General features: G+C 47.5%; 17 protein-coding genes. 8 read left to right on the top strand and 9 right to left on the bottom strand.

Features of this window, described 5'->3' with window-relative positions; translation table 11 throughout:
- Positions 1–80: 80 nt before the first annotated feature.
- Positions 81–2,084, bottom strand: coding sequence for a beta-galactosidase (locus MHI48_RS28100; protein WP_405142386.1), 2,004 nt, complete (start codon positions 2,082–2,084; stop codon positions 81–83).
- A 245-nt stretch (positions 2,085–2,329) separates the two neighbouring features.
- Here MHI48_RS28100 and MHI48_RS28105 point away from each other — a divergent pair, with 245 nt between their 5' ends.
- Positions 2,330–3,304, top strand: coding sequence for a helix-turn-helix domain-containing protein (locus MHI48_RS28105; RefSeq protein WP_405142388.1), 975 nt, complete (start codon positions 2,330–2,332; stop codon positions 3,302–3,304).
- Here MHI48_RS28105 and MHI48_RS28110 read toward each other — a convergent pair.
- Positions 3,274–3,903 carry a molybdenum cofactor guanylyltransferase gene (locus MHI48_RS28110; protein WP_405142390.1) on the bottom strand — a complete coding sequence of 210 codons (630 nt, stop codon included), beginning with the start codon at positions 3,901–3,903 and terminating at the stop codon, positions 3,274–3,276. The two genes, MHI48_RS28105 and MHI48_RS28110, sit on opposite strands and share 31 nt — an antisense overlap.
- Positions 3,904–4,066: 163 nt before the next feature.
- On the opposite strand from MHI48_RS28110, the gene MHI48_RS28115 reads away from it, so the two are divergent.
- A complete protein-coding gene (locus MHI48_RS28115; RefSeq protein ID WP_405142392.1) occupies positions 4,067–5,260 on the top strand; it encodes an MFS transporter in 1,194 nt (397 codons plus the stop codon).
- A gap of 186 nt (positions 5,261–5,446) precedes the next feature.
- Here MHI48_RS28115 and MHI48_RS28120 read toward each other — a convergent pair whose 3' ends face one another.
- Both MHI48_RS28120 and MHI48_RS28125 read right to left on the bottom strand, forming a co-directional pair.
- Positions 5,447–6,004 carry a stalk domain-containing protein gene (locus MHI48_RS28120; RefSeq protein ID WP_036612690.1) on the bottom strand — a complete coding sequence of 186 codons (558 nt, stop codon included), beginning with the start codon at positions 6,002–6,004 and terminating at the stop codon, positions 5,447–5,449.
- Between the two features lie 259 nt (positions 6,005–6,263).
- The gene (locus MHI48_RS28125) at positions 6,264–7,997 is read right to left on the bottom strand and encodes a glutamine--tRNA ligase/YqeY domain fusion protein (protein ID WP_405142395.1); all 1,734 of its coding nucleotides are present in this window, start codon (positions 7,995–7,997) and stop codon (positions 6,264–6,266) included.
- Between the two features lie 280 nt (positions 7,998–8,277).
- Between MHI48_RS28125 and MHI48_RS28130 the strand changes: the two genes are divergently transcribed.
- The gene (locus MHI48_RS28130; RefSeq protein WP_244988428.1) at positions 8,278–8,520 is read left to right on the top strand and encodes a DUF2164 domain-containing protein; all 243 of its coding nucleotides are present in this window, start codon (positions 8,278–8,280) and stop codon (positions 8,518–8,520) included.
- 127 nt (positions 8,521–8,647) lie between these two features.
- On the top strand, positions 8,648–9,196 hold the full coding sequence (locus MHI48_RS28135; RefSeq protein ID WP_036612698.1) for a GNAT family N-acetyltransferase: 549 nt from the start codon (positions 8,648–8,650) through the stop codon (positions 9,194–9,196).
- A gap of 118 nt (positions 9,197–9,314) precedes the next feature.
- Here the strand turns inward: MHI48_RS28135 and MHI48_RS28140 are convergent, their stop codons facing one another.
- Both MHI48_RS28140 and MHI48_RS28145 read right to left on the bottom strand, forming a co-directional pair.
- Positions 9,315–10,103: an SDR family oxidoreductase gene (locus MHI48_RS28140; RefSeq protein ID WP_047840749.1), complete on the bottom strand. Its 789-nt coding sequence runs from the start codon at positions 10,101–10,103 to the stop codon at positions 9,315–9,317.
- Positions 10,104–10,130: 27 nt separating this feature from the next.
- Positions 10,131–10,631 carry a GNAT family N-acetyltransferase gene (locus tag MHI48_RS28145; protein ID WP_405142397.1) on the bottom strand — a complete coding sequence of 167 codons (501 nt, stop codon included), beginning with the start codon at positions 10,629–10,631 and terminating at the stop codon, positions 10,131–10,133.
- Between the two features lie 268 nt (positions 10,632–10,899).
- Here MHI48_RS28145 and MHI48_RS28150 point away from each other — a divergent pair, with 268 nt between their 5' ends.
- A complete protein-coding gene (locus MHI48_RS28150) occupies positions 10,900–12,099 on the top strand; it encodes a methyltransferase domain-containing protein (protein WP_405142399.1) in 1,200 nt (399 codons plus the stop codon).
- A 79-nt stretch (positions 12,100–12,178) separates the two neighbouring features.
- Here MHI48_RS28150 and MHI48_RS28155 read toward each other — a convergent pair whose 3' ends face one another.
- Positions 12,179–15,571, bottom strand: a complete 3,393-nt coding sequence (locus MHI48_RS28155; protein WP_405142401.1) for a GH36-type glycosyl hydrolase domain-containing protein — start codon at positions 15,569–15,571, stop codon at positions 12,179–12,181.
- Between the two features lie 161 nt (positions 15,572–15,732).
- Positions 15,733–16,722, bottom strand: a complete 990-nt coding sequence (locus MHI48_RS28160; RefSeq protein WP_076253661.1) for a LacI family DNA-binding transcriptional regulator — start codon at positions 16,720–16,722, stop codon at positions 15,733–15,735.
- A 528-nt stretch (positions 16,723–17,250) separates the two neighbouring features.
- On the opposite strand from MHI48_RS28160, the gene MHI48_RS28165 reads away from it, so the two are divergent.
- The 3 genes from MHI48_RS28165 to MHI48_RS28175 all read left to right on the top strand — a co-directional run bounded on the left by MHI48_RS28165 (position 17,251) and on the right by MHI48_RS28175 (position 21,827).
- Entirely contained in the window at positions 17,251–18,897 is a 1,647-nt protein-coding gene (locus tag MHI48_RS28165) for an ABC transporter substrate-binding protein (RefSeq protein ID WP_405142403.1), read from the top strand.
- A 110-nt stretch (positions 18,898–19,007) separates the two neighbouring features.
- Positions 19,008–20,036, top strand: coding sequence for an ABC transporter substrate-binding protein (locus tag MHI48_RS28170; RefSeq protein ID WP_076253663.1), 1,029 nt, complete (start codon positions 19,008–19,010; stop codon positions 20,034–20,036).
- Between the two features lie 78 nt (positions 20,037–20,114).
- Positions 20,115–21,827, top strand: coding sequence for an ABC transporter ATP-binding protein (locus MHI48_RS28175; RefSeq protein ID WP_076319266.1), 1,713 nt, complete (start codon positions 20,115–20,117; stop codon positions 21,825–21,827).
- A gap of 52 nt (positions 21,828–21,879) precedes the next feature.
- On the opposite strand, the gene MHI48_RS28180 is transcribed toward MHI48_RS28175, so the two are convergent.
- Positions 21,880–23,454, bottom strand: coding sequence for a hypothetical protein (locus tag MHI48_RS28180; protein ID WP_405142404.1), 1,575 nt, complete (start codon positions 23,452–23,454; stop codon positions 21,880–21,882).
- Positions 23,455–23,485 lie beyond the last annotated feature (31 nt).

Consider the following 23,485-nt stretch of genomic DNA (forward strand, 5'->3'; position numbering starts at 1 on the left):
CTTCCTCAGGTTTCTTCTGCCCTCTCCGTTAACGTGTACATGTTGAATTCAACTTATATACCTATATTTATTATTTCCTATTATTGTTCGACAATCCGTATGCCCCAAGGCTCCAACTCGATCTTCTCTCCCGCAGCAATCGGGGTTCCTGCCAAAAGTTCCGTCCCTTCCCCATAAGCATTCACGAAGGATGTTGCCTCATCTGCATAATTGAAATAGTAGCGAATCGTGTTCCCCTGATCGTTCACACCTGTCTTCACAATGATAGGAAAAGCCAGCTCCTGATCAGCTCCCCATACGCCCGCTTCCTTCATGACACGTTCCAACACCTTACGGATCACCGCAGAACTGGTGAAACAGCCGACATAGGTTGCTTTCCCTTTTCCATAGGCATTCTGGGTAATTGCCGCATATTCACCCCAATGTGGATGATCATACCAAGCGAGTACTTCAGCCGTTGTCGGCGTAATCAGTTCCATCCAGGTGTGAACCTGGTTCTGCTCCTCACCAACCTTGAATGGATCATCGCGCAGCGAAACATGTTTTGGCTCTACAAAAAGGTTATAGCTGATCCCGCATGCCTCACTAATTAGCCCGGGCTGGCGGGTAGAACGTACCTTGATATGCTCATTTGCAAATCCGCTTTTGAACGAATAGACGATATGTCCGCCATCCTGTACGAATTGATTTAATTTTTCCAACAGTGCATCCGAAGCAGCATACAGAGCAGGTACAACGAGTACGTCATACTCCGCATAACTCTCAACCGATGGGTCGATGAGGTCACAGCCAATGTTCATCTTGTACAATTCATCGTACATCCAGCGCACCACATCATTGTAGTTCTTATCACTGGTGAAGTTAAAACCAAACCACTTGATGGATGTCAGTGCCTCATTACTGAACAGCACGGCTACCCGATTCGTTTTCTTCAGATTCACGAGCTTTGGACTGAGACGGGCAAAATCCCTGCCAATGGTCTTTGCTTCGTTGTACACCGGATTCGGTTCGAAATCATGACTGAGCAATCCTTTCCAATACGTCTCAAACGAATTGTGCAACGAATGCCAGTGCCAGTAGGCGACCATGTTCGCTCCTGATGCCAGATGACTGAATGCCTGCAAGCGCAGCTGCCCCGGATAGGGAACCCAATGCCAGAACGCCTGCGCTTCGGTCTCCAGCACCAGATAGTTCGATTGTTTGGTTGAACGTGCCACATCCCCGCCGAATGAAATTTCAATGCCCGTCAGATCATCCTGGGAAGGATGGTAGATGTCCACACTGGTGATGTCAAAAGGTTTCGATGCGGCAAAATGGTCCACATCCCCTTGAATGCCGTAGGAATATCCACGCCAATCAAAGTCAAAATTCTGGGTAACAAACTGTCCTTCCTGTTTGTATTCATTCACGATCCCCACTTGCCAAGCCAAAAAGTTGGTTACCAGCTGCCGCTGGAACTTGGCAAATTCAGCGCCAAGACTACCGTTGATCGTTCCTACAACAGACGGGAAGTCTTCCCAGCTATTGATTCGATTGCTCCAGTAGTCGAGGCCAAATTCCTTGTTGAGTTCATCCAGAGAACTGAACTTGTTCCGCATGTATTTGACGAATTGCAGTTGTACATTATCTCCGGCCGTATTGTAATGCTTCGTCTCGTTATCTGTCTGATAACCTATGACCGCTGGATGTGTGCTTACCCGAGAGATCAGCTTGCGGATGATCCGTTCAGCATAGAATAGATAGGTTGGGTGTGTAATATCCATGATCTGTCTTGCGCCGTATTTGCCAGGTCCCTGTGAGGTGGTAGCCAGCACGTCCGGATGTTCCTTGACCATCCATGTAGGAACAGCATACGTTGGTGTGCCAACGATAACCTGAATCCCTGCCTCATGCATGGCATTGAGCACACGGTCTACGGAAGAGAAGTCAAATACGCCATTCTGTGGTTCATGGGTACTCCAGGTTGATTCTGCAATACGGACCACGTTGATCCCTGCATCCTTCATCATCTGAATGTCCTTGTCCAATCTTTCGTAGGGCATATATTCATCATAGTAAGCTACGCCATATAATAATTTGTCCATGATTTAATCTCCTTTTTAGGTGGAAAATATAATGATCTTGACGTGTGCAAGAGTTGACATATTCCAATCCGTAATGGTAGCGTTTACATTAATGTCGGTTGAAGAACTTGGATTGTTCAGCAACCACTTCAAACGCTGATATGTTAAATGGATTAACCATCCTCACGTTAAACTGATTATAATGAAGTATACTACGGGTGCCGATTGTATAAGGCAAGTTGTTTTTACCCTTTTCCGAGGTGAATATGATGGATATCCGATCACAGCTCCGAGAAATGCCTCACCATACGCTGGCCCACTGGCTGCCTATTATCGACAGTAACATCAAATTCTATGGTGCGCACAGCCAACAAGTACCCTATGGATGGGCGATGCCGGAGGAATCACATCCGGGCTTTGAGATTATGTTGATCATCGAAGGTACGCAGGAGAGTGTGATTCACGGGTATACCTATACCGTGGAGGAAGGTTCCATTCTTCTCATTCCTCCCGGGTTCAAACATACAAATCAATGTGTATCCACGGAAGGCATGACTTATTTTAGCGCTCACTTTAATGTGGATGATCCCGTCTTCACCCTGAAGCTGATGTCACAGCACAGCCGAATCTACGCAGCAGGTACGGCAGATAATAAGAAGATTCGCGTTGTGCTGGAGAGTTGGATGGACATGATTAACGTATCTGAAGCCTACACGTCCACTGATAAAATGATCATGCAGGCACGCATGTTTGAACTGTTCGCCCTGTTGTCCCAAGCTGCTGACAATGAACCGGAGTCCACCACTTCCGTTGCTGCTTCACATGCACCAGCGCCAACAGCCATGCATTATGCGGGAGCTATAGCGGAGGCGATCAAGCAGGCATTCCATGCCCAGCTTCGAACCAAGGAAAGCAGTGTAACCACGGTCAAAGTAGAGCAGATTATATCCTCGTTTGGCATCAGCCCGGGATATGGTTTGCAGGTCTTTCGCAAGGTGTACGGGCGTTCCCCCAGGGCTTACCTGTCCAGCTTGAAGTTGCAGGAGGCCAAAGTGCTGATCGAACAGCCAGAGCTGTCGCTCGGGGAAATTGCGTGGAAGCTCGGTTACACCCATCTGTCCCATTTCAGCAGACAATTCAAACGTTGGACAGGCCAAAGCCCGCTTCAATATCGCAATCATCATGCAGATGCATCAGGTGATCCTGTATCCTACAGATCGGAATCGAGTCCAGAATCTTGATTACGGATACGTTTGTACTCTTCCGGCGTGTTCATATTACTCATTTGCATCGCTACTTGATGGACACCAGCTCTCTCAAGCTCTTCCGCTTCGACATAACAGCACCCGATCTCTTCAAGCCATCGCATAACTCGAAGATGATCCTGTATCAGACGCTGCTCCAGATCAGGGAGCACTCGTATGTGGTAAGCCCCTGCAAGAGGGTGGACATGTCCATCCACGCGTGGAACGATAGCAGAATAAGAGTCATGCGATTCGGCCAGCTTTTTTATCCCATCAAAGAAAGACGTTTGCAGGAGCGGCATATCGCAGGCGCATACCAGATTCCAGTCTGTATCGGAAGCTTCCAGCGCCGCGTGAAGACCGGCGAGTGGCCCCTTCCCCGGATAGTGATCCTGAACGCATTCGTAGCCCATTGTACCGTAGGTTGTCACATTGGGTCCGGCAGCCACGATGATACGGGATACGGCGGGTCTCATGGCCTTTGTGACATGTTGCAGTACAACGGAACCATTCAGTTCCAGCATGGCCTTGTTGGTCCCCATGCGACTGGATAATCCTCCTGCCAATATGATGCCTGTCCATTCACGCGTGTTCATGTTGTTATCCTCCCTCCTGGTAACGATATGTGTTTGACTACATCAATTTCAAAACGTTCGCTATGCATTGAATCCCCTTTCAACAAATGATACATTGAACAATATGCATTTGAAAGGAATGGCTTAATTGGACAGACCTGCACCTTCAAGAGGCAATCCCTCATTGGTTTCTCTGAAACTATATAACTTTTTCATATATGGAGCCATCTCGATCTTTGCCGGATTCCTGCAGTTGTATCTGCAAGAGATTGGTATGACCAAACTGGAGATTGGCAGTCTGATGGCGATTGGACCCTTTGTATCCTTGTTTGCCAACCCGTTCTGGGGTTTCTGGAGCGATAAATCTCGCAACATTCGCATCATTCTGATGATTATGATGGGAGGCACATTTGTGCTCGCCCAGGGTGTATTCTATGCGCCCACTTATACATGGATCTATGTAGCTATGATTTTCTTTTATTTTTTTCAAAGTCCATTATTCGCCCAAACGAACAGTCTGATTCTCGGATATATCGATGGGACAACCCAAAAATTTGGGTCATTCCGGCTCTGGGGTTCACTCGGTTGGGCGCTGACTGCTGTCGCTGCCGGACCGCTCATTGACCGTTTTGGCATCGGCAGTGTATCCATTATATTTGCGTGCATGATTGCCACCGCCTTTATATTATCCGTATTTCTGCCCAGACAGCCGATCGCTTCGGATACACCTGTGGTTACTTTTCGGCGGTTTGGCAAAGTCATGTTCAATCCGTATTTTATGGCATTTATCGGCCTGGGTGTACTCGTATCGGTGCCTAATGCGATGAACAGTACGTTTATGTCACTATATATTGTAGAAATGGGTGGCGACAAACAGATGGTCGGCTGGGCCATCTTCACCTCATCCATTCTCGAAGTCGGCGTATTCCTGCTGCTAGATCGCTTGCTCAAACGCAAAATGAGCATGCTCCTGGCATCCCTTATCCTGATCAGTGTGCTGTTTGCACTTCGCTGGCAGCTCATGGCACTGGCTAACAACCCGCTGGAGATTGTATTCATTCAGTTGATGCACTCCATTACGTTTGGTGGGTACTTCTATGTAGGTACGCAACTGACCATGCTGTTTATCCCAAGACCTTATCGTTCTTCCGGTCAAGCTGTCTACACGATGGCCTGGGGCGGTCTCTCCGGCGTCATTGCCGGTCTGTTCGGCGGCTGGTTGTTCCAGAGCTTCGGTGCAGAAATCATGTATAGCATTGGCGTATTCTTCTCGCTCATCGGCGCTGTTGGATTCAGCATCATGTGGTTATCGAATCGACGTAACGGCTATCAGCCGGTTGTATTGACGGAGATGGGTAATATGGATGAGGACAGATAATCTTTTGTTTGAAAAAGTTGAAAGATTTCCACTGGAGCACTACGAGGACAGAACAATCTTTCGATCGCTGTTATCCCCTGATTTTCTTGATTCCCTTTCTTCAAGGGTAAAATCCGGGGATAAAGCGGAGCTGTAGTTCGTTCTATCATAATATGAATATGATGCTAGTTTCTCTATAGATTTTAACTAATCATTAAACTGAACAAACACATGCATATACTTATCTAATCCTGGAAAACCGGTTGTACCTTTGATATCCAAGAAATTCAGTTTCTCTTTCCAGTCTACTCTTTCTTGATCGGAGTCATCAGTCGAGAGTTCAAAAATATATGCTAAGACAAATGCATCCATACTCGAGACCCCGTTTTTCAATTGTACCCACTCTTGAGGGAGCACAACTTGATTGTTACCCGCTGTGATTTCTTTGCCAGAGAAATTAAGAATCAGTTCTTGTCCTTCATTTTTAATCGTGGTGATTTTTTTCTTTCCATCCCATTTAAACGTTGCTCCAGATCGTTTAAAAACATCTTTCACTGGGATATAAATGGATTTATAAGTTGTTTTTGTTGCCTTTCCATCCTTTATGACACTTAGTTCAACTTTTTTTAGTGATGAATTGTACACATTCGCCGCACGTTCCTTAAAAGGTAGATCCATTAGGGATTGGTCCAAAGCAGCAGAGGCAACAGAGCCTACACAGACAGCTAAAGTTAACATCAACAATAAAGAAACAAATCGCTTCATCTTGATTCCTCCTTGAAATTATTGTTCACATTAACTTAAACGTCGAAAGTTGGAAAAATGTTCATTTAAGTATCCCGTTGTATTAATAATTATTTTTTGTGTATCCACGCAGAACCAGGACTTGTATTAGTACAACCTTCTTTAATCAATTGCAGGCGCACAAGAAAAAGGCGTCTCCATTGGCTTATTGCCCTGGAGACGCCTTTTACGTTCATAGATTTAAGTTTACTGCTAACCTATCGTCCTACCTATGTTCACATTACGCCTTCGGCAGTTGGAACGAGCTTTTCAGGGATACGACCCGGTTAAATACCGGACGTCCTGGCTCGGAATGTTTCGGATCTACACTAAAGTAACCGTGACGGAAGAATTGGAATTTATCCTGAGCATTCGCTTCTTTCATCTCTTGTTCCACATACCCATTAACAATCTCAAGGGAGTTCGGGTTCAATTGATCCAGGAACGTTTTCTCCGGTTGCTCTTCCACAACCTCAGTTTCAGCCCCAGCTACTGTCACTTCGACCTCTGCTTCTGGTGCTTCATCCAGGATCAACGGCTCATACAGACGGAATTCAGCAGGTACCGCTTGAGTCGCTTCTACCCAGTGGATTGTTCCTTTGACTTTACGGCCAGTGAAGCCACTGCCGCTCTTCGTCTCTACATCATAGGTACAATGAATCTCGGTCACATTGCCTGCTGCATCTTTGATCACATCGTTACATTTAATGAAGTATGCATGTTTCAGACGAACTTCGTTGCCAGGGAACAAACGGAAATATTTGTTCGGCGGATTTTCCATGAAATCGTCTTGTTCGATATAAATCTCACGGGAGAACGGAATTTGGCGATTACCCATCTCTGGGTTCTCCACATTGTTCTCTGCTTCAAGCCATTCCACTTGTCCTTCAGGATAGTTGGTGATGACCACTTTGAGTGGGTGCAGAACAGCCATCGTGCGTGGAGCTTTCAGTTTCAAGTCTTCACGTACAAAGTGCTCCAGCGTTTGCAGATCGATAACTCCATAGTTTTTGGAAATGCCTGTCTCATATACAAAATCACGAATAGCTTCCGGTGTATAACCCCGGCGGCGCAGACCCGAAATCGTTGGCATGCGCGGATCATCCCATCCATCCACATGGCCTTCGTCTACGAGCAGTTTCAGCTTCCGCTTGCTTGTCACCATCTGGGACAGGTTCAGGCGACCAAATTCGTATTGACGTGGTTGGTTCTCCATCTCACACTCGGCAATAACCCAGTCATAGAACGGGCGCTGATCCTCGAACTCCAAGGAGCAGAGGGAATGCGTTATACCTTCAATTGCATCTTCAAGCGGGTGAGCAAAGGCGTACATTGGATAGATACACCATTTGTCGCCCGTGTTATGATGGTGTGCATGTGAGATCCGGTAAATAACAGGATCGCGCAGATTGATATTAGGTGCAGACATATCGATCTTGGCACGCAGCACTTTCTCCCCGTTCTTGAATTCACCTGCACGCATACGTGTGAACAGGTCGAGATTCTCTTCCACCGAACGATCACGGTACGGGCTGTTCTTACCAGGCTCCGTCAGCGTTCCGCGCATTTCACGGATTTCGTCGGCGCTTTGGTCGTCGATGTAGGCTTTTCCTTTTTTAATCAACAAGACAGCACGGTTGTACATCTCATCAAAATAATCGGAGGCAAAACGTTTCTCGTTCCACTCGTATCCGAGCCATTTCACGTCTTCCTGAATCGATTGAACGTACTCTACATCTTCCTTGACCGGGTTTGTGTCATCAAAGCGCAGATTCGTTTTGCCGCCAAATTCGCCGCCCAGCGTAAAGTTAATCCAGATCGCCTTGGCATGGCCGATATGCAGATAACCGTTCGGTTCCGGAGGAAAACGGGTAATAACTTCCTGGACTTTCCCAGACCGGAGATCTTCGGTAATAATATTTTTGATAAAGTTAGGTGGGGTTGTACGATTGTCCACAGGTATCAAACCTTTCATGAATGGATTGGAGCCTTAGGGAATTGCAGCAATTCCGGCTATAATTCCTTAATAACGAAGTCATTTCCTGAAAAAATCTATTTTCTTGGAAAGTTTCGTACGCGTTTCATTTAAATATACCTTTAACGGGGGAGGAGTTCAATAAAGAACGGCACCAAAGTCAGGATAAGCCGTGCATAAATAGGCCCTAAACCATTTTGACGGGTTGGCTCGAATCATGTAGCATGATAGTAAAAACAAATTAAAGGGAGGGTTTCCCATTCCATCGAACTCGCTTAAACTGACCAAAGAACAGCAGGATGAAGCCATTCGCACCATCCAGTCTTATTTCGAAGAGGAACGTGGCGAAGAACTCGGCGATTTGGCCGCTTGGGGTGTCCTCGACCTGTTCATGACACAGCTCGCTCCCTACATATATAATCAGGCACTCCGTGACGCACGCACAACAGTCAATCAACGCATGGCCTCAATGGAAGAAGACCTGTTTGCACTGGAGCAAAAGTTACCCAAGACCTCACGTTAATCCACTACAAATACGTGTTCAAAAAATCTGGTTTTAATATTCGATGCTGATCATGCCGCTAGGCATAATTCGTAATCAAAAGTGGACTTTTTTGAACAACACTATACAAAGAAAGAAGGTTGCATTCATGTTTACCTATTCATTGGATGAATATACCGAACTCCGGCCACTGGCCATGGAACATACCAAACCGCTGTTCGAACTGACGGATCGTTCGCGGGATCAATTGAGACATTGGTTGCCGTGGGTGGATCATGTGACAGAAGTGGAACACACCTCGAACTTCATTACCAACGCGTTAAAACAAGGTGCCGAGAATGGCGGCTTCACCGCTGGGGTATGGTCAAAAGGAGATCTAGCCGGCGTCATCGGATTCCACGAGATTAACTGGACCAACCGCTCGGTAAGCATCGGATATTGGCTTGGAAAAGGCTTTGAGGGTCAAGGCTTGATGACAAGCGCTTGTCGCGTTCTGGTTGATTATGCTCTGGTGACCCTGGATCTGAATCGCGTCGAGATTCGCTCGGCAACGAATAACAAACGGAGTCGCGCTATCCCTGAAAGACTCGGATTTGTTCTCGAGGGTGTCATTCGTCAGGCAGAGAAACTGCCTAAAGGTTACGTGAACCATGCAGTATACGGTATGCTTCAGCATGAATGGGAACTCTTGCGCTAATTCGCCTACATAATGAATCGGGAGTAATCTCTCCCAACATAATAGATCAACACGAATACCCTCGATCTCCACGGAATGTGGTGGACAGAGGGTATTTATTTTATTGTATCCATGACTTTTAGAGTGCTCGGACCATGCCACCATCCACAATCAATGAGGTTCCGGTAATGTACGTATTGGCCCCGGATAACAGGAACACCACCGCTTTGGCAAACTCCTCTGGTTGACCATAACGGCCCAGTGGAATCTCTTTACGGAATTGGTCAGATACCTCCTCCTCACTGATTCCGTTCTGCTCAGCCCGTGCTGCATCCAGCTCACGTATACGGTCTGTTGCAATACGTCCTGGCGCCACCGTGTTGATCAAAATTCCGTATGGAGCCAGCTCCTGGGATAACGTCTTCGCCAATCCAAACACGCCAGTACGGAACGTGTTGGACAGCACCAGACCCGGAATGGGCTGTTTCACCGAAGTTGAAGCGATATTGACAATGTGTCCTCCGCTTTCTTTCATATAAGGAAGAGCGCCACGAATCAGCCTTACATAACTGAGCACATTTAATTCAAATGCACGTTCCCAATCTTCATCCGTCAGTGACTCAAATGAACCCGATGGCGGGCCACCCGAATTGTTCACCAGAATATCAATCTGTCCAAACAGCTCCGCTGTCTTGTGAATAAGAGCCTCAATATCTTCCTTGCGTGTCACATCGGTTGCACAATATTCCACACGTCCGCCACCACCAAGCGCTAGAAGCTCCTGCTTCACTGCTGCGAGCTTTTCTTCGCTCCGGCTGGCAAGCATGACGTCAGCACCTTCTGCTGCCAATTGAGCGGCTACCGCTTTGCCCAGTCCTCGACTGGAAGCCAGCACCAGTGCTTTTTTACCTTGAAGTCCCATGTCCATCGTTGTTCCTCCTCCTCAGCTATGTTTCTATTTGGTCTGGATAAAATAACCCATAAGAATATCGTCCACATATTTGCCTCCGATATAAAACTCGGAAACCAACCTGCCTTCCGTCACAAATCCACACTGTGTATAAAACGTGATGGCTCCCGGATTGCTGGAAAGTACACGTAGCCTGAGCTTGCGAACGCCTTGTTGGGCCGCATGCTGCTTAATGGCATCCATCAAAGCTGTGGCAATGCCACAACGCCGATCATGAGGATGAACCGCAATATGAATCTCGTAGACATGACGGTTGACGGGCATACCTGTGGCTGGATTAAAGCCCACATAACCACATACCCGCTCTCCCTGCACCGCAATCAATTGACTGCCTGGCGGGCAATGTTGCAGATATTGTTGCCTGGAACGCCATTGCATCGGTGCAGGAGAGGTGTATTTGTCCCATACCAGGGTATCCAACTCCATTAGCTGGGCTGCATCTTTAATCTCGGATGGACGAATCGTAAATGTATGGCTGGTAAGCATAATGATTCAACCTTTCGTGCTATAGTCGACAACGCTGTGCGCTACAACGTCGGGAAAGTTAAGAGAGTTAAGAACGTTGAGAAACTTAGGAATAGGAAGACATTGTTCGTTTACTCCACTATTTAAGTTTTTTTGTTCTATATATTGTAGCATAGCCTCAGCTTTGACTAAAATTCCACTCGGTATTGAACCTTTTCGCAAAATGAAATAAACACTTAACCTTGCCGTAACGTCATGGTTTATACTGATTCGATAAGGAGGGGGATGCATGATGAACATCAAAGAGGCAGCAAGCAGGCTTGGTATATCGGCGAGAGCCATTCGTTTTTATGAGGAAAAAGGATTAATTCTCCCCGCCAAACAGTCCAGTAACGGGTATCGTACCTATACGGAGAATGATATCTGGCGGCTTCAGACCATTGCTGCACTGCGTGAGATTGGCATGTCGCTACAGGATATTACACATGCGCTAGGAGAGATTGATCAAGGGAATCAGCAGCGGCTGGAAGAATATCTGGAACTGCAACAGGCCGTCATGTATGCCCAGTGGATTGAGCTCAAACGTATGATGGATACAACCCAGCGCATGATTGATCTGAATCGTCAGGATGGTCCGTTGGATGTCAGCCATCTGCACGATCTCGCGGACAATGCCCGTCGCCTGCGCGAAGCACGGCAGAACTGGCATGATCGGTGGAATTATGACACGCAGGCAGCCATCCATGATCAGCGAGTGCAGGCGGAAGGCAGAGTCAGTACTGAACACTCCAATTCAGAGGGCAGGCATCATTCGGCCAACGCCTCACCTATAAGCGATGAGAATGAAGTTGCACATCCACACCAGGATGCAGATCATTCCACGCAGAGCGACTCCAATGATACGGTACAGTCTTCCTTTTATCTGTATCACAACTATGACGAAGCGCTCGAACAGACAGCTCATTGGATCTCTCCCGCCCTTGGTGAGAAAGGACTCGATATTGGTACCGGCACAGGTAATTTGGCTGGGAAACTGCTACAGCGCGGCGCAGACATGACTGCAATCGACCAATCCCGGGAGATGCTACGCAGATGTCGTACCAAATATCCCGAGATGCATGTGAAACTTGGTAATTTTATGGCGTTGCCTTTTACCGATCATTCCTTCGACTTTGTTGTATCCAGCTTTGCTTTCCATCATCTGAGTCCAGATCAGCAACTATTGGCCTTACAGGAGATGCAGCGGGTATTAACCTCGCGCGGACGTATCGGCCTAACCGATCTGATGTTTGTTGATGCGACTCACCGTGATTCCTATATTCGGCAGGCAGAAACCACAGGACACGAGGAACAGCTGCGCGCCTTACGCGAGCGTCACTTCCCTCGGCTGGGTGAGCTATGCAGCTGGCTGGAACAACAGGGCTATGTAACCAAGCATGTGCGGCATAATGAGCTGTTGTACACGTTGCTGGCGGTCCCGCTGCGCTAGTGGATTATGAGCATATGCCAAAAAGGCCATCCCGCCTTGATTAAAGGAGGATGACCTTGGTGTACATCATGCTATGAAATTACATATAGATATCAACAACCGTACGCTCAGTTGCACTGCGTGCTTGTCTGAACTCATCCAGTGAGATGCTTACTCCGCCTTGACGGTAACGGTTCGCTGTACGCTCAGTACGAATGTCTTTGCCATTCACCGCTACACGGCTCACAGCACCTTCGTTCAAGTGATAAATGAACGTCACTGGCTCACCTGCATACTCAAATTCGAATTGCATGCCGTTCAGCTCAGCTGGCAATACCGGGTCAATGACCAGATCGCCGCCCTCTTGACGAATGCCAAGTGCATTGGAGATCAGTTGGTTCATGTAGATTCCAGGGCCGCTGGAGTAGATTCTCCATCCGCCTTTCACCTGTACAGTGCCTTTACGAAGCTGGTCAAAATGCTCCTGTGCCTCATAACGCGTATTAAACTTGCCGTCCGAACTACTGAAGTACGAGTTCGCTTGGCGAATCTCCGCGTTAGGTACAACCTCGCCAATACCAACCGGGTTGATCATCGCGAGACCATTCCACACCTGATCTGTCTTACCCAGCTTCGCCATCGCTTCCACGTAACGGATATGGGCGTGCACATATTGCAAACCAATCTCACGTCCGAAGTTAGACGCTTGCTCTGCACGCTTGAAGTGTGTGCTTACACCACCAGCATATTGAGCTGGACGATTCATCAGACGCACGCCATCCGGGCACAGGAACTGTTCACGGATCAATGCGTAATGAGACTCTGCTTGCTCCGCATTCAGCAACTCACCAATCATGCTGCGCGTCATCGGCAACAGGCGATATTGAATGCCTGTCTCTGTGTCTGTTGGATGAAGCATCAGCTTCGCTTGGTCCGCTTCTTCCATGTATACAAAGCCTGGAATCACATCTGTGCCCAGCATGTAACGGTTAAAGTCCTCACGGATGCCTTGAGCCAGCACGTCAAGCTCCTGTGCAAAGTCCGCATCCTTGAATTTCAGCGCTTGCGAGAGCACATTCACGGACTGATACGTCAATGCCACCGTCCAACTGCTTACCATGTATTGCTTCAGCTGTGCATTGGCTGGTTGGAGCGTATCATCCCAGTCGCCATCTCCGTAGGAAGACAGGAACGTATCGTGCAGGAAGTGCGAACGGATATATTCAATCTCTTTTTTCGCGTGATCCAGTACCGTTGCCGTCTCTTCCGTGAACCCGAAGCTATGTTTAACGGTATAAGGTACTTTCTCATCCAGGATTGCATAGTCGCGAGTCGCTGTCAGGTAGTCGGCCAGCACTTTCAACGGCCATACGATGATGTCGCCATGACTCTCTTCCTGTTGAATCGCAAAGTATTTATCAAACATGAACCATTGCGGCCAGTTGCCATCATCTTCATATTGGTGGGTATAAACCATTTTGATGATATCGCGAACTTGCTCATATTTTTGCGTTGCCATAAAGTACTCCACCGGACCTTGGCACACATCCCGTGTACCCCAAGCCGCGCCGCCATACTGCTCCAAACCGTGAGGCACGGAGTAGTGAACCAGCATATTGTGGGTGTACCACCAAGCCAGCGCATTTACTTTGAACAGATCCTCAGCACTCTGACCTTCGCCACGGGACAAACGGAACCCGTTCATCACACCTGCGAAGAACTCGCGGTATGCCTGCACCTCCTCTTCAAACGTCAGGCTTGAACCTGCTACCACTCCGCTGTCCGCTTGGCCTTCCAATACCCCTTGTACCTTCAGCGTCCATTCAGCACTTGCTTCCAGACTAAGTGTAACCAGTGATGCGGAACCACTGCGGATACCACTTGCCAGCAACGTTTCGTCCCCTACATTCACAGCTGCGCCATCCACCGACATGCGGTATTGCAGATCTGGGTACGTTCCTGCACTAATCGCTTGTGGATCAGCCTTGAAGATCATTGTATCGCCATCCTGCGTCATATGCAGCGGATACTCGTATTCATTCACATTCATCGTAATTTGGTTTGTTACCAGGTAACGGTATGCTGTGCCACTTGTGGAGCGTACGTTCATGCTCACTTCGGTAGTATGTGCCCCTGTATAGTTCGTCACGATGATCGTATCGGATTCCGTTTTGTAGATCCAACGTACATAGTTGAAGCCAATCTCGAACAGGGAAGGCATCGTCAGCAGACGATATTGTCCGTCCATTTCCACATAAATGCGTTGTCCCGCCGTTTTCGGCACGTTTAATGCATTGCGAGCATTACTGATCATTTTATTAAAATTGGTGTTACCAATAACGAGTTGTGAGTTGAAAATACCGTACATATACGATGTTGTCGTAATAACCTGTGCTCCAAGTTGCACGTTGCCACCACTCATCAGAATGTGACCGTGTGGACGCTCTACGAGCAATTCTTTTGCTTTCAGAACGATATGCTCATAGCTGCCTGTGAAGAAGGATAACAGTTCCTCACCGCTGTGCTCTTCCTGATGACGATCAGGGAACAGATCATGAATCTCATCTTGCGTCAGGTCAAGCGTAACCAGTGGTTCACCAAGGAAGGAGGACAGTTTTACCTGTTCCAACGTGTCACCATTTTCCACAGTCAGAGCCTGTACTTCATTCCATGCTGCTGTAACTTCATCTCCGAATTCCAGTGCAGAGATCCCTTCGGCATGATTAGGCTTCGCCAGTCCATAAAAGACCACCTGAGCTTCTCCGTTCAGATTCAGCAGTTCAGATTGCAATGCCGTATAGGCAAATTCATACTGATATGTCTCATTTGCCAGCGTTGGGCGATTCAAGCTCTCTGGTTGATTCGTTTCCTTGTACGACAGACCGAAGAATTGGAATCCATCTGTGGAGTAACCAACTGCTTTCGTCAGGGAACCTTGTTGCATATATGGAAATGCACCGCCCTGAGGCTGGTTTTGACGGGAACAAACGACATAGCCTTTCGCCTCATCTTCAAACACCGTATGGTCAATGTATTGTGACAGATAAGCCTCATTACTACGTACCGCACCTGGATCTGCAAGCCCAACATCCTGTCCGTATACCACATCTACGTTATGTTGTTGTCCTGTGAGCTTCACATCCCAGAACCATACACCTTGAGGTGTAGCTGTAAATACGACCTGATAGCCAATGCCTTTTTCGCTACCTTCCAGCTGGACTGTGCCCTCCCAGATCAACTGGTTGCTGGATTGTGCCTTGCTTGTAATCACCTTGCTGTTCGAACGTACACCGAGCAACGGGAACGAGCTGATATTCTCTCCCTCGTGTACACGCAGGTACAGGTTGTTCAAAGATCCATCAATCTGGTTGCTGAGCAACTGGTTTAACATCGTTGTGCCGGATGTAGCTTGGTATAGGTCGCCACTGTTCAAAAAGGTAAAGGATAACTCTCCGGCACTTAACCGGATCGGTTCATTAATCATCGTTGTCATAAGGTTCACTCCTTGAATTAGTTAAAATCGAAACGTTTCGATAAATCTGAAAAAGAATAGGGGCCTCTTCAAACCGGCTTTTTACAGCCCGTCCGGACGATAACCCCATCATTAAACTTTTACTTCAGCATGCAGACAGTTCTTTATTGTTCAGACTTGGTCTAAATCGAACGTACAGAGCTGCGCTCGATCATATTAATCGTTAGCGTATATGAAGGGTCAACCGCTTCGCCATTGAGCATCTGGAATAACAGATGTCCGGCGAGCGACCCGGCTTCATGCTTCGGCTGGCGTATCGTTGTCAGCGGTGGATGCACATATTCGGACAACTGAATATCATCAAAACCGATCACGGAAATGTCATCCGGCACCGATACACCACGCTCTTCCAATGCCTTCAGGCCACCAATCGCCATCTCATCGTTACCGTAAAATACCGCTGAGGGAAGATCGCCCTGCATGATCATCATTTTGGTTGCACTGTATCCGCCCTCACGTACAAAATTACCGTTCAGACGCCATTTGGACTTTTCTTCAAGTCCCGCTTCCCGCATCGCTCGCAGATACCCTTGGTAACGGAGCGCGTTGTCATACGAGTTGGATGGGCCACTGATATAAGCAATCTTCTGATGTCCAGCCTGGATCAAGTGGCGGGTTGCAAGGTAACCACCCTGCTCTCCATCCACCAGCACGTTGACCAGATGGTCACTCGACAGCTGACGATCCATCACAATGATCGGAAAACGATGACCGGCAGATTCTACCAGAATATCATCATGAATGTTATGCGCCAGGATGATGGCTCCATCTACTCTTTTTTCACGCAAAAATCGCACTGCCGTTGAATCCCGTCCACCCATGGAGCTGCAAGCAATCAGGTCATACCCGTTCGCGAGGGCTACATCCTGTACACTACGGATCAACTCCGAGTAATACGGGCCCGACAGATCGGTCAGGATCAAAGCGATCGTGTTTGTCCGGCTCCGTTTCAGGTCCATGGCAAAGCCGTTCTTGCGGTAATTCAGTTCTCGTGCTGCCTCAAGCACTTTAGCCTTGGTCTTGGCACTAACCTTGCTATCCCCGCTCAGCGCATAGGAAGCAGTCGAGAGTGCTACACCTGCCAGCTTTGCCACATCCTTAATCGTTGCCATTCCACGTTCGCTCCTTCTAAACTAAAACAAATTCAAGGTTATCTACATTTTATACGATACATGGTTAGAACAACCACTAAATCCTTCATTATCGTTTATTAATCTTTATACATATCATAGGGATGGATGTCAATCGAAACGTTTCGAGGTGTTCTCAAAAAAATCCTCGTTCCCATCCTTATGGGGCCACGGTTGAATGCTTCCCGTTCCAATCCCTACCATTAGTGATGGTCATGACACGTCTTTCAATCTGGCGCTCTATAAACAGTTCGTGCCTAATACAATGAAACTGGCAGTAAACGCCAGATTGAAACGTTTCGACATTTTCATTATAGTCGGTGTTGATAGCGATTTCAACCACTTTATCTATTTTTCAAATAAAAAGTTGATTTGTTCAATCTGTCCATCCACGTCACTCCGTTTATAGTATATACTGCATAATAGTCGAGATCCGAGAATTACGCCAGTACACCAGGGGCATGAGACGAATACTGTCCCTGCTGACTTATGTAAGGAGACAGTTATCAAATGAATATTTCCAAGCCTATTTACCATAAAAAATCGCTGTCCCGCTCCGTTTCCTTGCAGAAGATTCAGTCCATCCCCGCTGCCCTGTTCAAGCTGCGCCATCTGGTGCAACTTCATGACCGTGAGGCGTTCTCCCGTACAGATGAGATGTGGAGCACACTTCATGTGTTATACGTCATTACTGCTGGCCAGGCCAGGCTGATCAGTACAGAGGGTAAACTGACATTAAATGCAGGCTGTGCATTCGTTCGGCAAGCTGGAAGCCTGCTTCAGCACGAGAACAAGCGCGGCTCCCTGTCGCCAGTACAGGGCATTGCTATTGCTTTTGATTCCACTGAAAATGAACAGCTGTTCTGGCCGTTCGGGATACCAGTTCCCATTGGAAGTCGCACTCTCACCGACAGGGCAGTAGAGCTGGTTCAAGCCAGTACGGCAGGCCGTGATTCCAGCCCCTTCAGGCCACATATGCTTTTCTATGAGTTACTGGATATTTTGCGGGATCATGCGGCTCATTCTGCTCATGAAGATCACTCCTGGCTCGATGCCGTGCTCAGACATATCCATCAGATGTATACCCATCCGTTAACCCGCGAACAATTGGCACGGGATGCAAATGTGAGTCCTGAGCATTTCTCACGGGAGTTCAAGAAACATACAGGTCTTACGTTTGTTGAATATGTAACTCGTCTCAGAATCAGGATGGCTCAGGAACATCTGTTGTTCGCGAACCCTACGCTACAGGAGATTGCACAACTGACAGGCTACAGGGACACCTTTTATCTGAGCCGCAAATTCAAACAGATGGTTGGATCAGCACCAACACACTACCGGAAAATGCCCAAAAAGATTGTTTCTTTGACTTACAACTATACGGCTTCACTTCTGGCATTGGGTCACACTCCCCACATGGGTGCCGTCGCCAGCTGGATGGAAGAAAAACGTGGTGAACATGTTCATGATGGTCATGAGCAATTTGAGCAGCATTCCGAATATGAGCTTGTTAAACATACGGATCTGATTGCAAACGCTCAGCCCGATGTCATTATCGGGTATGCACCACATCCCGCTTCTGATGAACTACGTCTGATCGCACCAACCATTCTGATGCCCTTTGAGGAAATTGATTGGCAGGAGCAGCTTCTTCTTTTGGGCCGAATTACCGGGCTTGAGTCCAATGCACAGGCGTTGTTAGATCAATATCATCAACTTGAGCAAGAAGCCAATCATACGTTAGACCAACAGATGGAAGGAACACGAGGGTCCGCCGTTTGCATGTTTATGATTGGAGAGGACGGCGCTTATATCTATGGTCATGGCTGGGGCAGAGCTTCTCATGTGCTGTATCAATCGCTGAGCTTCACTCCGCCGTCACGTATGGAGCAGGATGGGCAGTTACTTACGGGGTACGTTCATGTTCCGTTGTCCGAGATTCACTTGTATGCCGCAGATCACATGTTTGTCGCCTTCCCTGAGGAACCTGCCGAACGAGAAATGCTGGATAACCTGCTGAATCAGGAATCCTGGGGCACCCTATCCGCCGTTCGTGAAGGACGTGTATACGAGATTGATGCCGACATGTTCTATGGATTTGATCCCTTGTCCGTTATGGAGCAGTTGCAGCATATCATGCGTCACCTCACATCATAATTGTCCATGCAGTAGTGATCATAGTTGTCCATGTACAAATATCACATCTTCCTCTATGTTATTAATGAGAATAATAATCATTATTGATTATGCACAGGGGGAACAAAAATATGTTTGCTGCAAAAAAACGCTTTTCCGGCTTGCTGCTTATGCTCGCCATCATTATGATTCTGGCTGCATGTAGCAGCGGAACAGGCTCGACTGCCACTGAACAGACTTCGGCAGCGGGAACCGAAACAACAACAGCCTCTTCCGAGACGAACACAGACACGTCGTCCGGTTCAGACAATTCAAATGCTACACGGATCTACAAGTCATTAAGCGGAGATGTTGAAATTCCGGCTGAACCGAAACGAATCGTTACCGATATGTACGTAAGTGATCTGCTCGCACTGGGTGTGAAACCCGTTGGTGCTGTTCAATATTATTTGGAAAACCCGTTCTATGCAGATCAGGTAGCGGGCATAGAGAGTATTGGTGATCGGGCGGCGGTATCCATGGAGAAGGTTGTTGCCTTGAACCCGGATCTGATCATTACCTACTCTGATCAGGCCAGCGAAATTGAGAGTTATCAAAAAATCGCACCGACCGTGGTCATTCCGTATGGTACTTTCACCAATGTACACGACGAAATCCGGGGATTCGGAGAGCTGATGAACAAATCCGAAGCAGCCGAAGCTTGGCTGAAAACGTACGATGAACGGATTGAAGCCGCTCGCGCTAAGGTGAAAACAGTCATTAAACCGGAGGAAACCTTCTCCATCCTTGAAGTATCCGACAAAAGTTATTATGGATATGGAGACAATTTTGGTCGAGGAGGACAAGCGGTCTACAGTGCTTTGCAACTTGCCCCACTCGAAATCACCAAAAAAGAACTGATGGGTGATACCCAATGGAAAGAAATTTCGCGTGAAGTTGTTGGTGATTATGCAGGGGATCATATCTTCTTAACCGTTGGAGAGAACAATAAAAATTACCAAGGCGATTCCATCTGGCAATCCCTGCCGGCTGTGAAAAACAATCAGGTGTATGAGTTGCTGGAAGACCGTTACTGGTACTTCGACCCGATTGCGATTCAAGGTCAGGCTGAGGAATTCGCCGATATGATCGTAGAACGTGCCGAGCAAAACCGTAAATAACATAAGCATGAATACAGGTGTCCGGACAGGCTAATGAGCCTGCTCGGGCATTTATGTCATTTTGAGGAGGACTTACATATGCTTCGCCGTTTTATGTCTTATTATCGTCCTTACAAAAGGCTCTTTATATTGGACTTCTCCTGTGCCATCGCTGCCGCTCTGCTGGAGTTGGCCTTTCCACTCGCCGTTAACCGGGTGGTCGATCAACTGCTTCCGGCTGGCAATTGGTCCATGATCTTAGCGGCGTGTGTCGGGTTGCTCGGTATCTACCTGCTCAGTTCCTTTTTCCATTATGCAGTGACCTATTGGGGCCACAAGCTCGGTATTAACATCGAATCCGATATGCGGCGTGAACTGTTCCAGCGTGTACAGAAACAGTCCTTCCGCTTCTTCGATAACAATAAGACCGGGCATCTGGTCTCCCGCATGACCAACGATCTGATGGATATTGGTGAGATCGCGCATCATGGACCCGAGGATCTATTCATTGCCCTCATGACACTCGCTGGAGCTTTCGGGATTATGCTGGGGATCAACTGGCAGTTGGCTGTGATGACGTTCATCATTGTGCCGCTGATGATCTACCTGTCGCTGTATTTCAGTCGCAAAATGTCCAAGGCGTTCAAGCGCATGTTTGCGGATATCGCCGATTATAACGCACGAGTAGAGAACAATGTGAGCGGCATCCGTGTGGTACAGGCTTTTGCCAATGAAAAACATGAAGTAGGACGTTTCGTTGAGAACAATGAACGTTTCCGGCTTACAAAACTAATCACCTACCGTATTATGGCCTGGAACTCTTCACTTAGTTTTATCCTGATGAAATTTGTATCGCTGTTTGTACTGGTATGTGGAACCTGGTTTGTCATTCAAGGCAGTATGACCTACGGGGAATTCATCGCTTTTGTGATGCTCTCCAATGTATTCCTCGGACCGATCGAGAAGATTAACTCTGTCATCGAGACGTATCCCAAAGGCATCGCCGGATTCAGACGTTACCTGGAGCTTCTTGAAGCTGTACCGGATGTAGAAGATACACCACAAGCGAAACCGATTCCGGATGTCAAAGGAGATATTGCTTTCCATAACGTTACCTTCTCTTATGGAGAACACAAACCTACGCTGTCTGAGGTCAATCTGGATATCCAGGCAGGCCAGACGGTTGCTCTGGTTGGACCTTCCGGCGGGGGAAAAACTACGCTATGCAGTCTGATCCCACGTTTCTACGATGTGGATGCAGGACATATCTCCATTGATGGCATTCCCGTGAAGGACATGACACTGGAATCACTGCGCTCCCATATCGGGATTGTGCAGCAGGATATTTTCCTGTTTGATGGAACGATTCGAGAAAATATTGCATACGGCAAACTGAATGCTTCCGATGAGGAAATCTGGCAAGCCATTCGCCGGGCCCAACTGGAAGAGCTGGTACAGTCCCAGCCAGATGGACTCGATACCATGATCGGTGAACGTGGCGTGAAATTGTCCGGCGGACAGAAGCAACGTCTGTCTATCGCCAGAATGATCCTGAAAAACCCACCTATTCTCATTTTGGATGAAGCCACTTCCGCGCTCGATACCGAGACGGAAGCTGCCATTCAACTGGCCTTGTCCGAGCTGGCTCAGGGCCGTACGACATTGGTGATTGCCCATCGACTGGCGACCATTAGACACGCCGATCGCATCGTGGTGGTGGAGAATGGCAGCGTTGCTGAACAAGGAAGTCATGAAGAACTGCTCGCGCGTAAAGGCTCGTACAGCCGACTGCATCAAGCCCAGTTTGGTTAAATGCAATGACAGAACAACCCTCCCTCTTGAATAGAGGTGAAGGTTGTTTTGTTCATTTCAGGTATCCTTTGGATTTCCAAAATCGTTTTGCAAATGATTCAGCAGCGTAAGGCAGCTCCCCATTCAGTAAATCCTCATTCGCTTGAATGAGCACTTTGCGTCCATGTTCCAGCAAGTGAACGGCATGCAGTAACTGAGAGCCGCCGATGTAATGAAGTTCAAGCAACAATGGATCTTCTTCCTCGTCATCCTGAGCCGAGTATTCGATCAACACACTTTCCGAGCCGTCCGCATGTTGATGCAGGGTATAATAGTATTTCTCCACCTGCGTCTCCCCTTGAGCATCCACATACTCTCTTCCAATACGTAGCATAGCTGGCTGGGGAACACCATCAGACATCTGACCTGCTTGTCGAAATGCATAATATAACTCTCCAATCCACAGCCCGTGCCGATCATCATCATAATAATCGTCATATGGCTCCACGACAGGCAGTGCTAATAAATCGTGGATCAGTTGGTGCGAAATTAAGGAACGGGCATACTGATAATTCGATACAGACTGCAACAAGGTGCTCCATCCTTGCTCGCTTAACTGCTGAATATCAGCAGGTGAGTTCTCCGAAAATACGTTCCATTCCGACTTCTCATTGTTTAGATAACGATATGCTCCTGAGATCATCCAGACAGGTTCACCCGGTTGTACGATATGTTTATCAGGAGAGTTGGAACCTTGATCTGATGGCTCCATCTTAAGCAACAATGCACAATTGTGGTCATCCTGAAAATACAGACTACGGAAATACCCCTCCGTATGCTCATCTCCATAGACCGATACTCGGCAAAATTGCTCGTCCAACCAAAATTCATAGCTGTTCAGTAACTCATCCTCCTCTCTTACAGGTAACAAAGATGGATGAGTAAGACGCTCTATGTTCTCAGCGGTAATCCGATGATCTTCGAACCAATCCGGCGCATCTGGCTCTGATTCATCAGCATGAATGTACTTTCGGTTGATTACAGGTTGTCCTTGTTGCAGCCTCTTTAACATTTCTTCTCGCCAAGGAAACGGCTCTGTATCTTCATCAATCACACATTCAGGAACCAATAACGCCAACATGTCAAAGCCCCGCCATGGTCCGAGATCCTCCCATTCTTCAAGCTGACGCTTCACATTACGCTGTCCTTGAACCTGAATCATATATTGCTCGGTACTTACCAGCAATCCACCTTCTACATTCCCTCTCACTGTCAATTCTCCATGGTTATAATCCCCCCAGAACATATCCTCCACATAGAGATTACCTGTAATATATATTTCCTGCCCACCCACGATCATATAGGGCGTTATGAGATCCCCAAGTACAACCAGATTTGAACTGGCCGCGTCGGAACTTGTATTTCCAATATAACGATCCACTGTCAGATTTCCTTCAACCAAGATCAAAAAGGGTCCTTCATCCAACAACAGTTCACTGATATGAAGATCACCAGAATGTAACCATACTTCCTCGGCTTCAAATTCACCGTTGTGCGCTTCATTCTGAGTGTACATCCAACTTTCCTGAGGCAACTTCGTTTTGATATCAGCAAAAGACACCTTCTGACCTATCTGATGTATGGACATGTCCTGACACTCCTCATCCATTAATATATGG

This window comes from Paenibacillus sp. FSL H7-0942 (genome assembly GCF_045040715.1).
Classification (GTDB): domain Bacteria; phylum Bacillota; class Bacilli; order Paenibacillales; family Paenibacillaceae; genus Paenibacillus; species Paenibacillus amylolyticus.

Coding starts and splice junctions, on each gene's coding strand:
- MHI48_RS28100 (WP_405142386.1), bottom strand. CDS start 2,084: ATGGACAAATTATTATATGGCGTAGCTTACTATGATGAATATATGCCC.
- MHI48_RS28105 (WP_405142388.1), top strand. CDS start 2,330: ATGATGGATATCCGATCACAGCTCCGAGAAATGCCTCACCATACGCTG.
- MHI48_RS28110 (WP_405142390.1), bottom strand. CDS start 3,903: ATGAACACGCGTGAATGGACAGGCATCATATTGGCAGGAGGATTATCC.
- MHI48_RS28120 (WP_036612690.1), bottom strand. CDS start 6,004: ATGAAGCGATTTGTTTCTTTATTGTTGATGTTAACTTTAGCTGTCTGT.
- MHI48_RS28125 (WP_405142395.1), bottom strand. CDS start 7,997: ATGAAAGGTTTGATACCTGTGGACAATCGTACAACCCCACCTAACTTT.
- MHI48_RS28135 (WP_036612698.1), top strand. CDS start 8,648: ATGTTTACCTATTCATTGGATGAATATACCGAACTCCGGCCACTGGCC.
- MHI48_RS28140 (WP_047840749.1), bottom strand. CDS start 10,103: ATGGACATGGGACTTCAAGGTAAAAAAGCACTGGTGCTGGCTTCCAGT.
- MHI48_RS28145 (WP_405142397.1), bottom strand. CDS start 10,631: ATGCTTACCAGCCATACATTTACGATTCGTCCATCCGAGATTAAAGAT.
- MHI48_RS28150 (WP_405142399.1), top strand. CDS start 10,900: ATGATGAACATCAAAGAGGCAGCAAGCAGGCTTGGTATATCGGCGAGA.
- MHI48_RS28155 (WP_405142401.1), bottom strand. CDS start 15,571: ATGACAACGATGATTAATGAACCGATCCGGTTAAGTGCCGGAGAGTTA.
- MHI48_RS28160 (WP_076253661.1), bottom strand. CDS start 16,722: ATGGCAACGATTAAGGATGTGGCAAAGCTGGCAGGTGTAGCACTCTCG.
- MHI48_RS28165 (WP_405142403.1), top strand. CDS start 17,251: ATGAATATTTCCAAGCCTATTTACCATAAAAAATCGCTGTCCCGCTCC.
- MHI48_RS28170 (WP_076253663.1), top strand. CDS start 19,008: ATGTTTGCTGCAAAAAAACGCTTTTCCGGCTTGCTGCTTATGCTCGCC.
- MHI48_RS28175 (WP_076319266.1), top strand. CDS start 20,115: ATGCTTCGCCGTTTTATGTCTTATTATCGTCCTTACAAAAGGCTCTTT.
- MHI48_RS28180 (WP_405142404.1), bottom strand. CDS start 23,454: ATGTCCATACATCAGATAGGTCAGAAGGTGTCTTTTGCTGATATCAAA.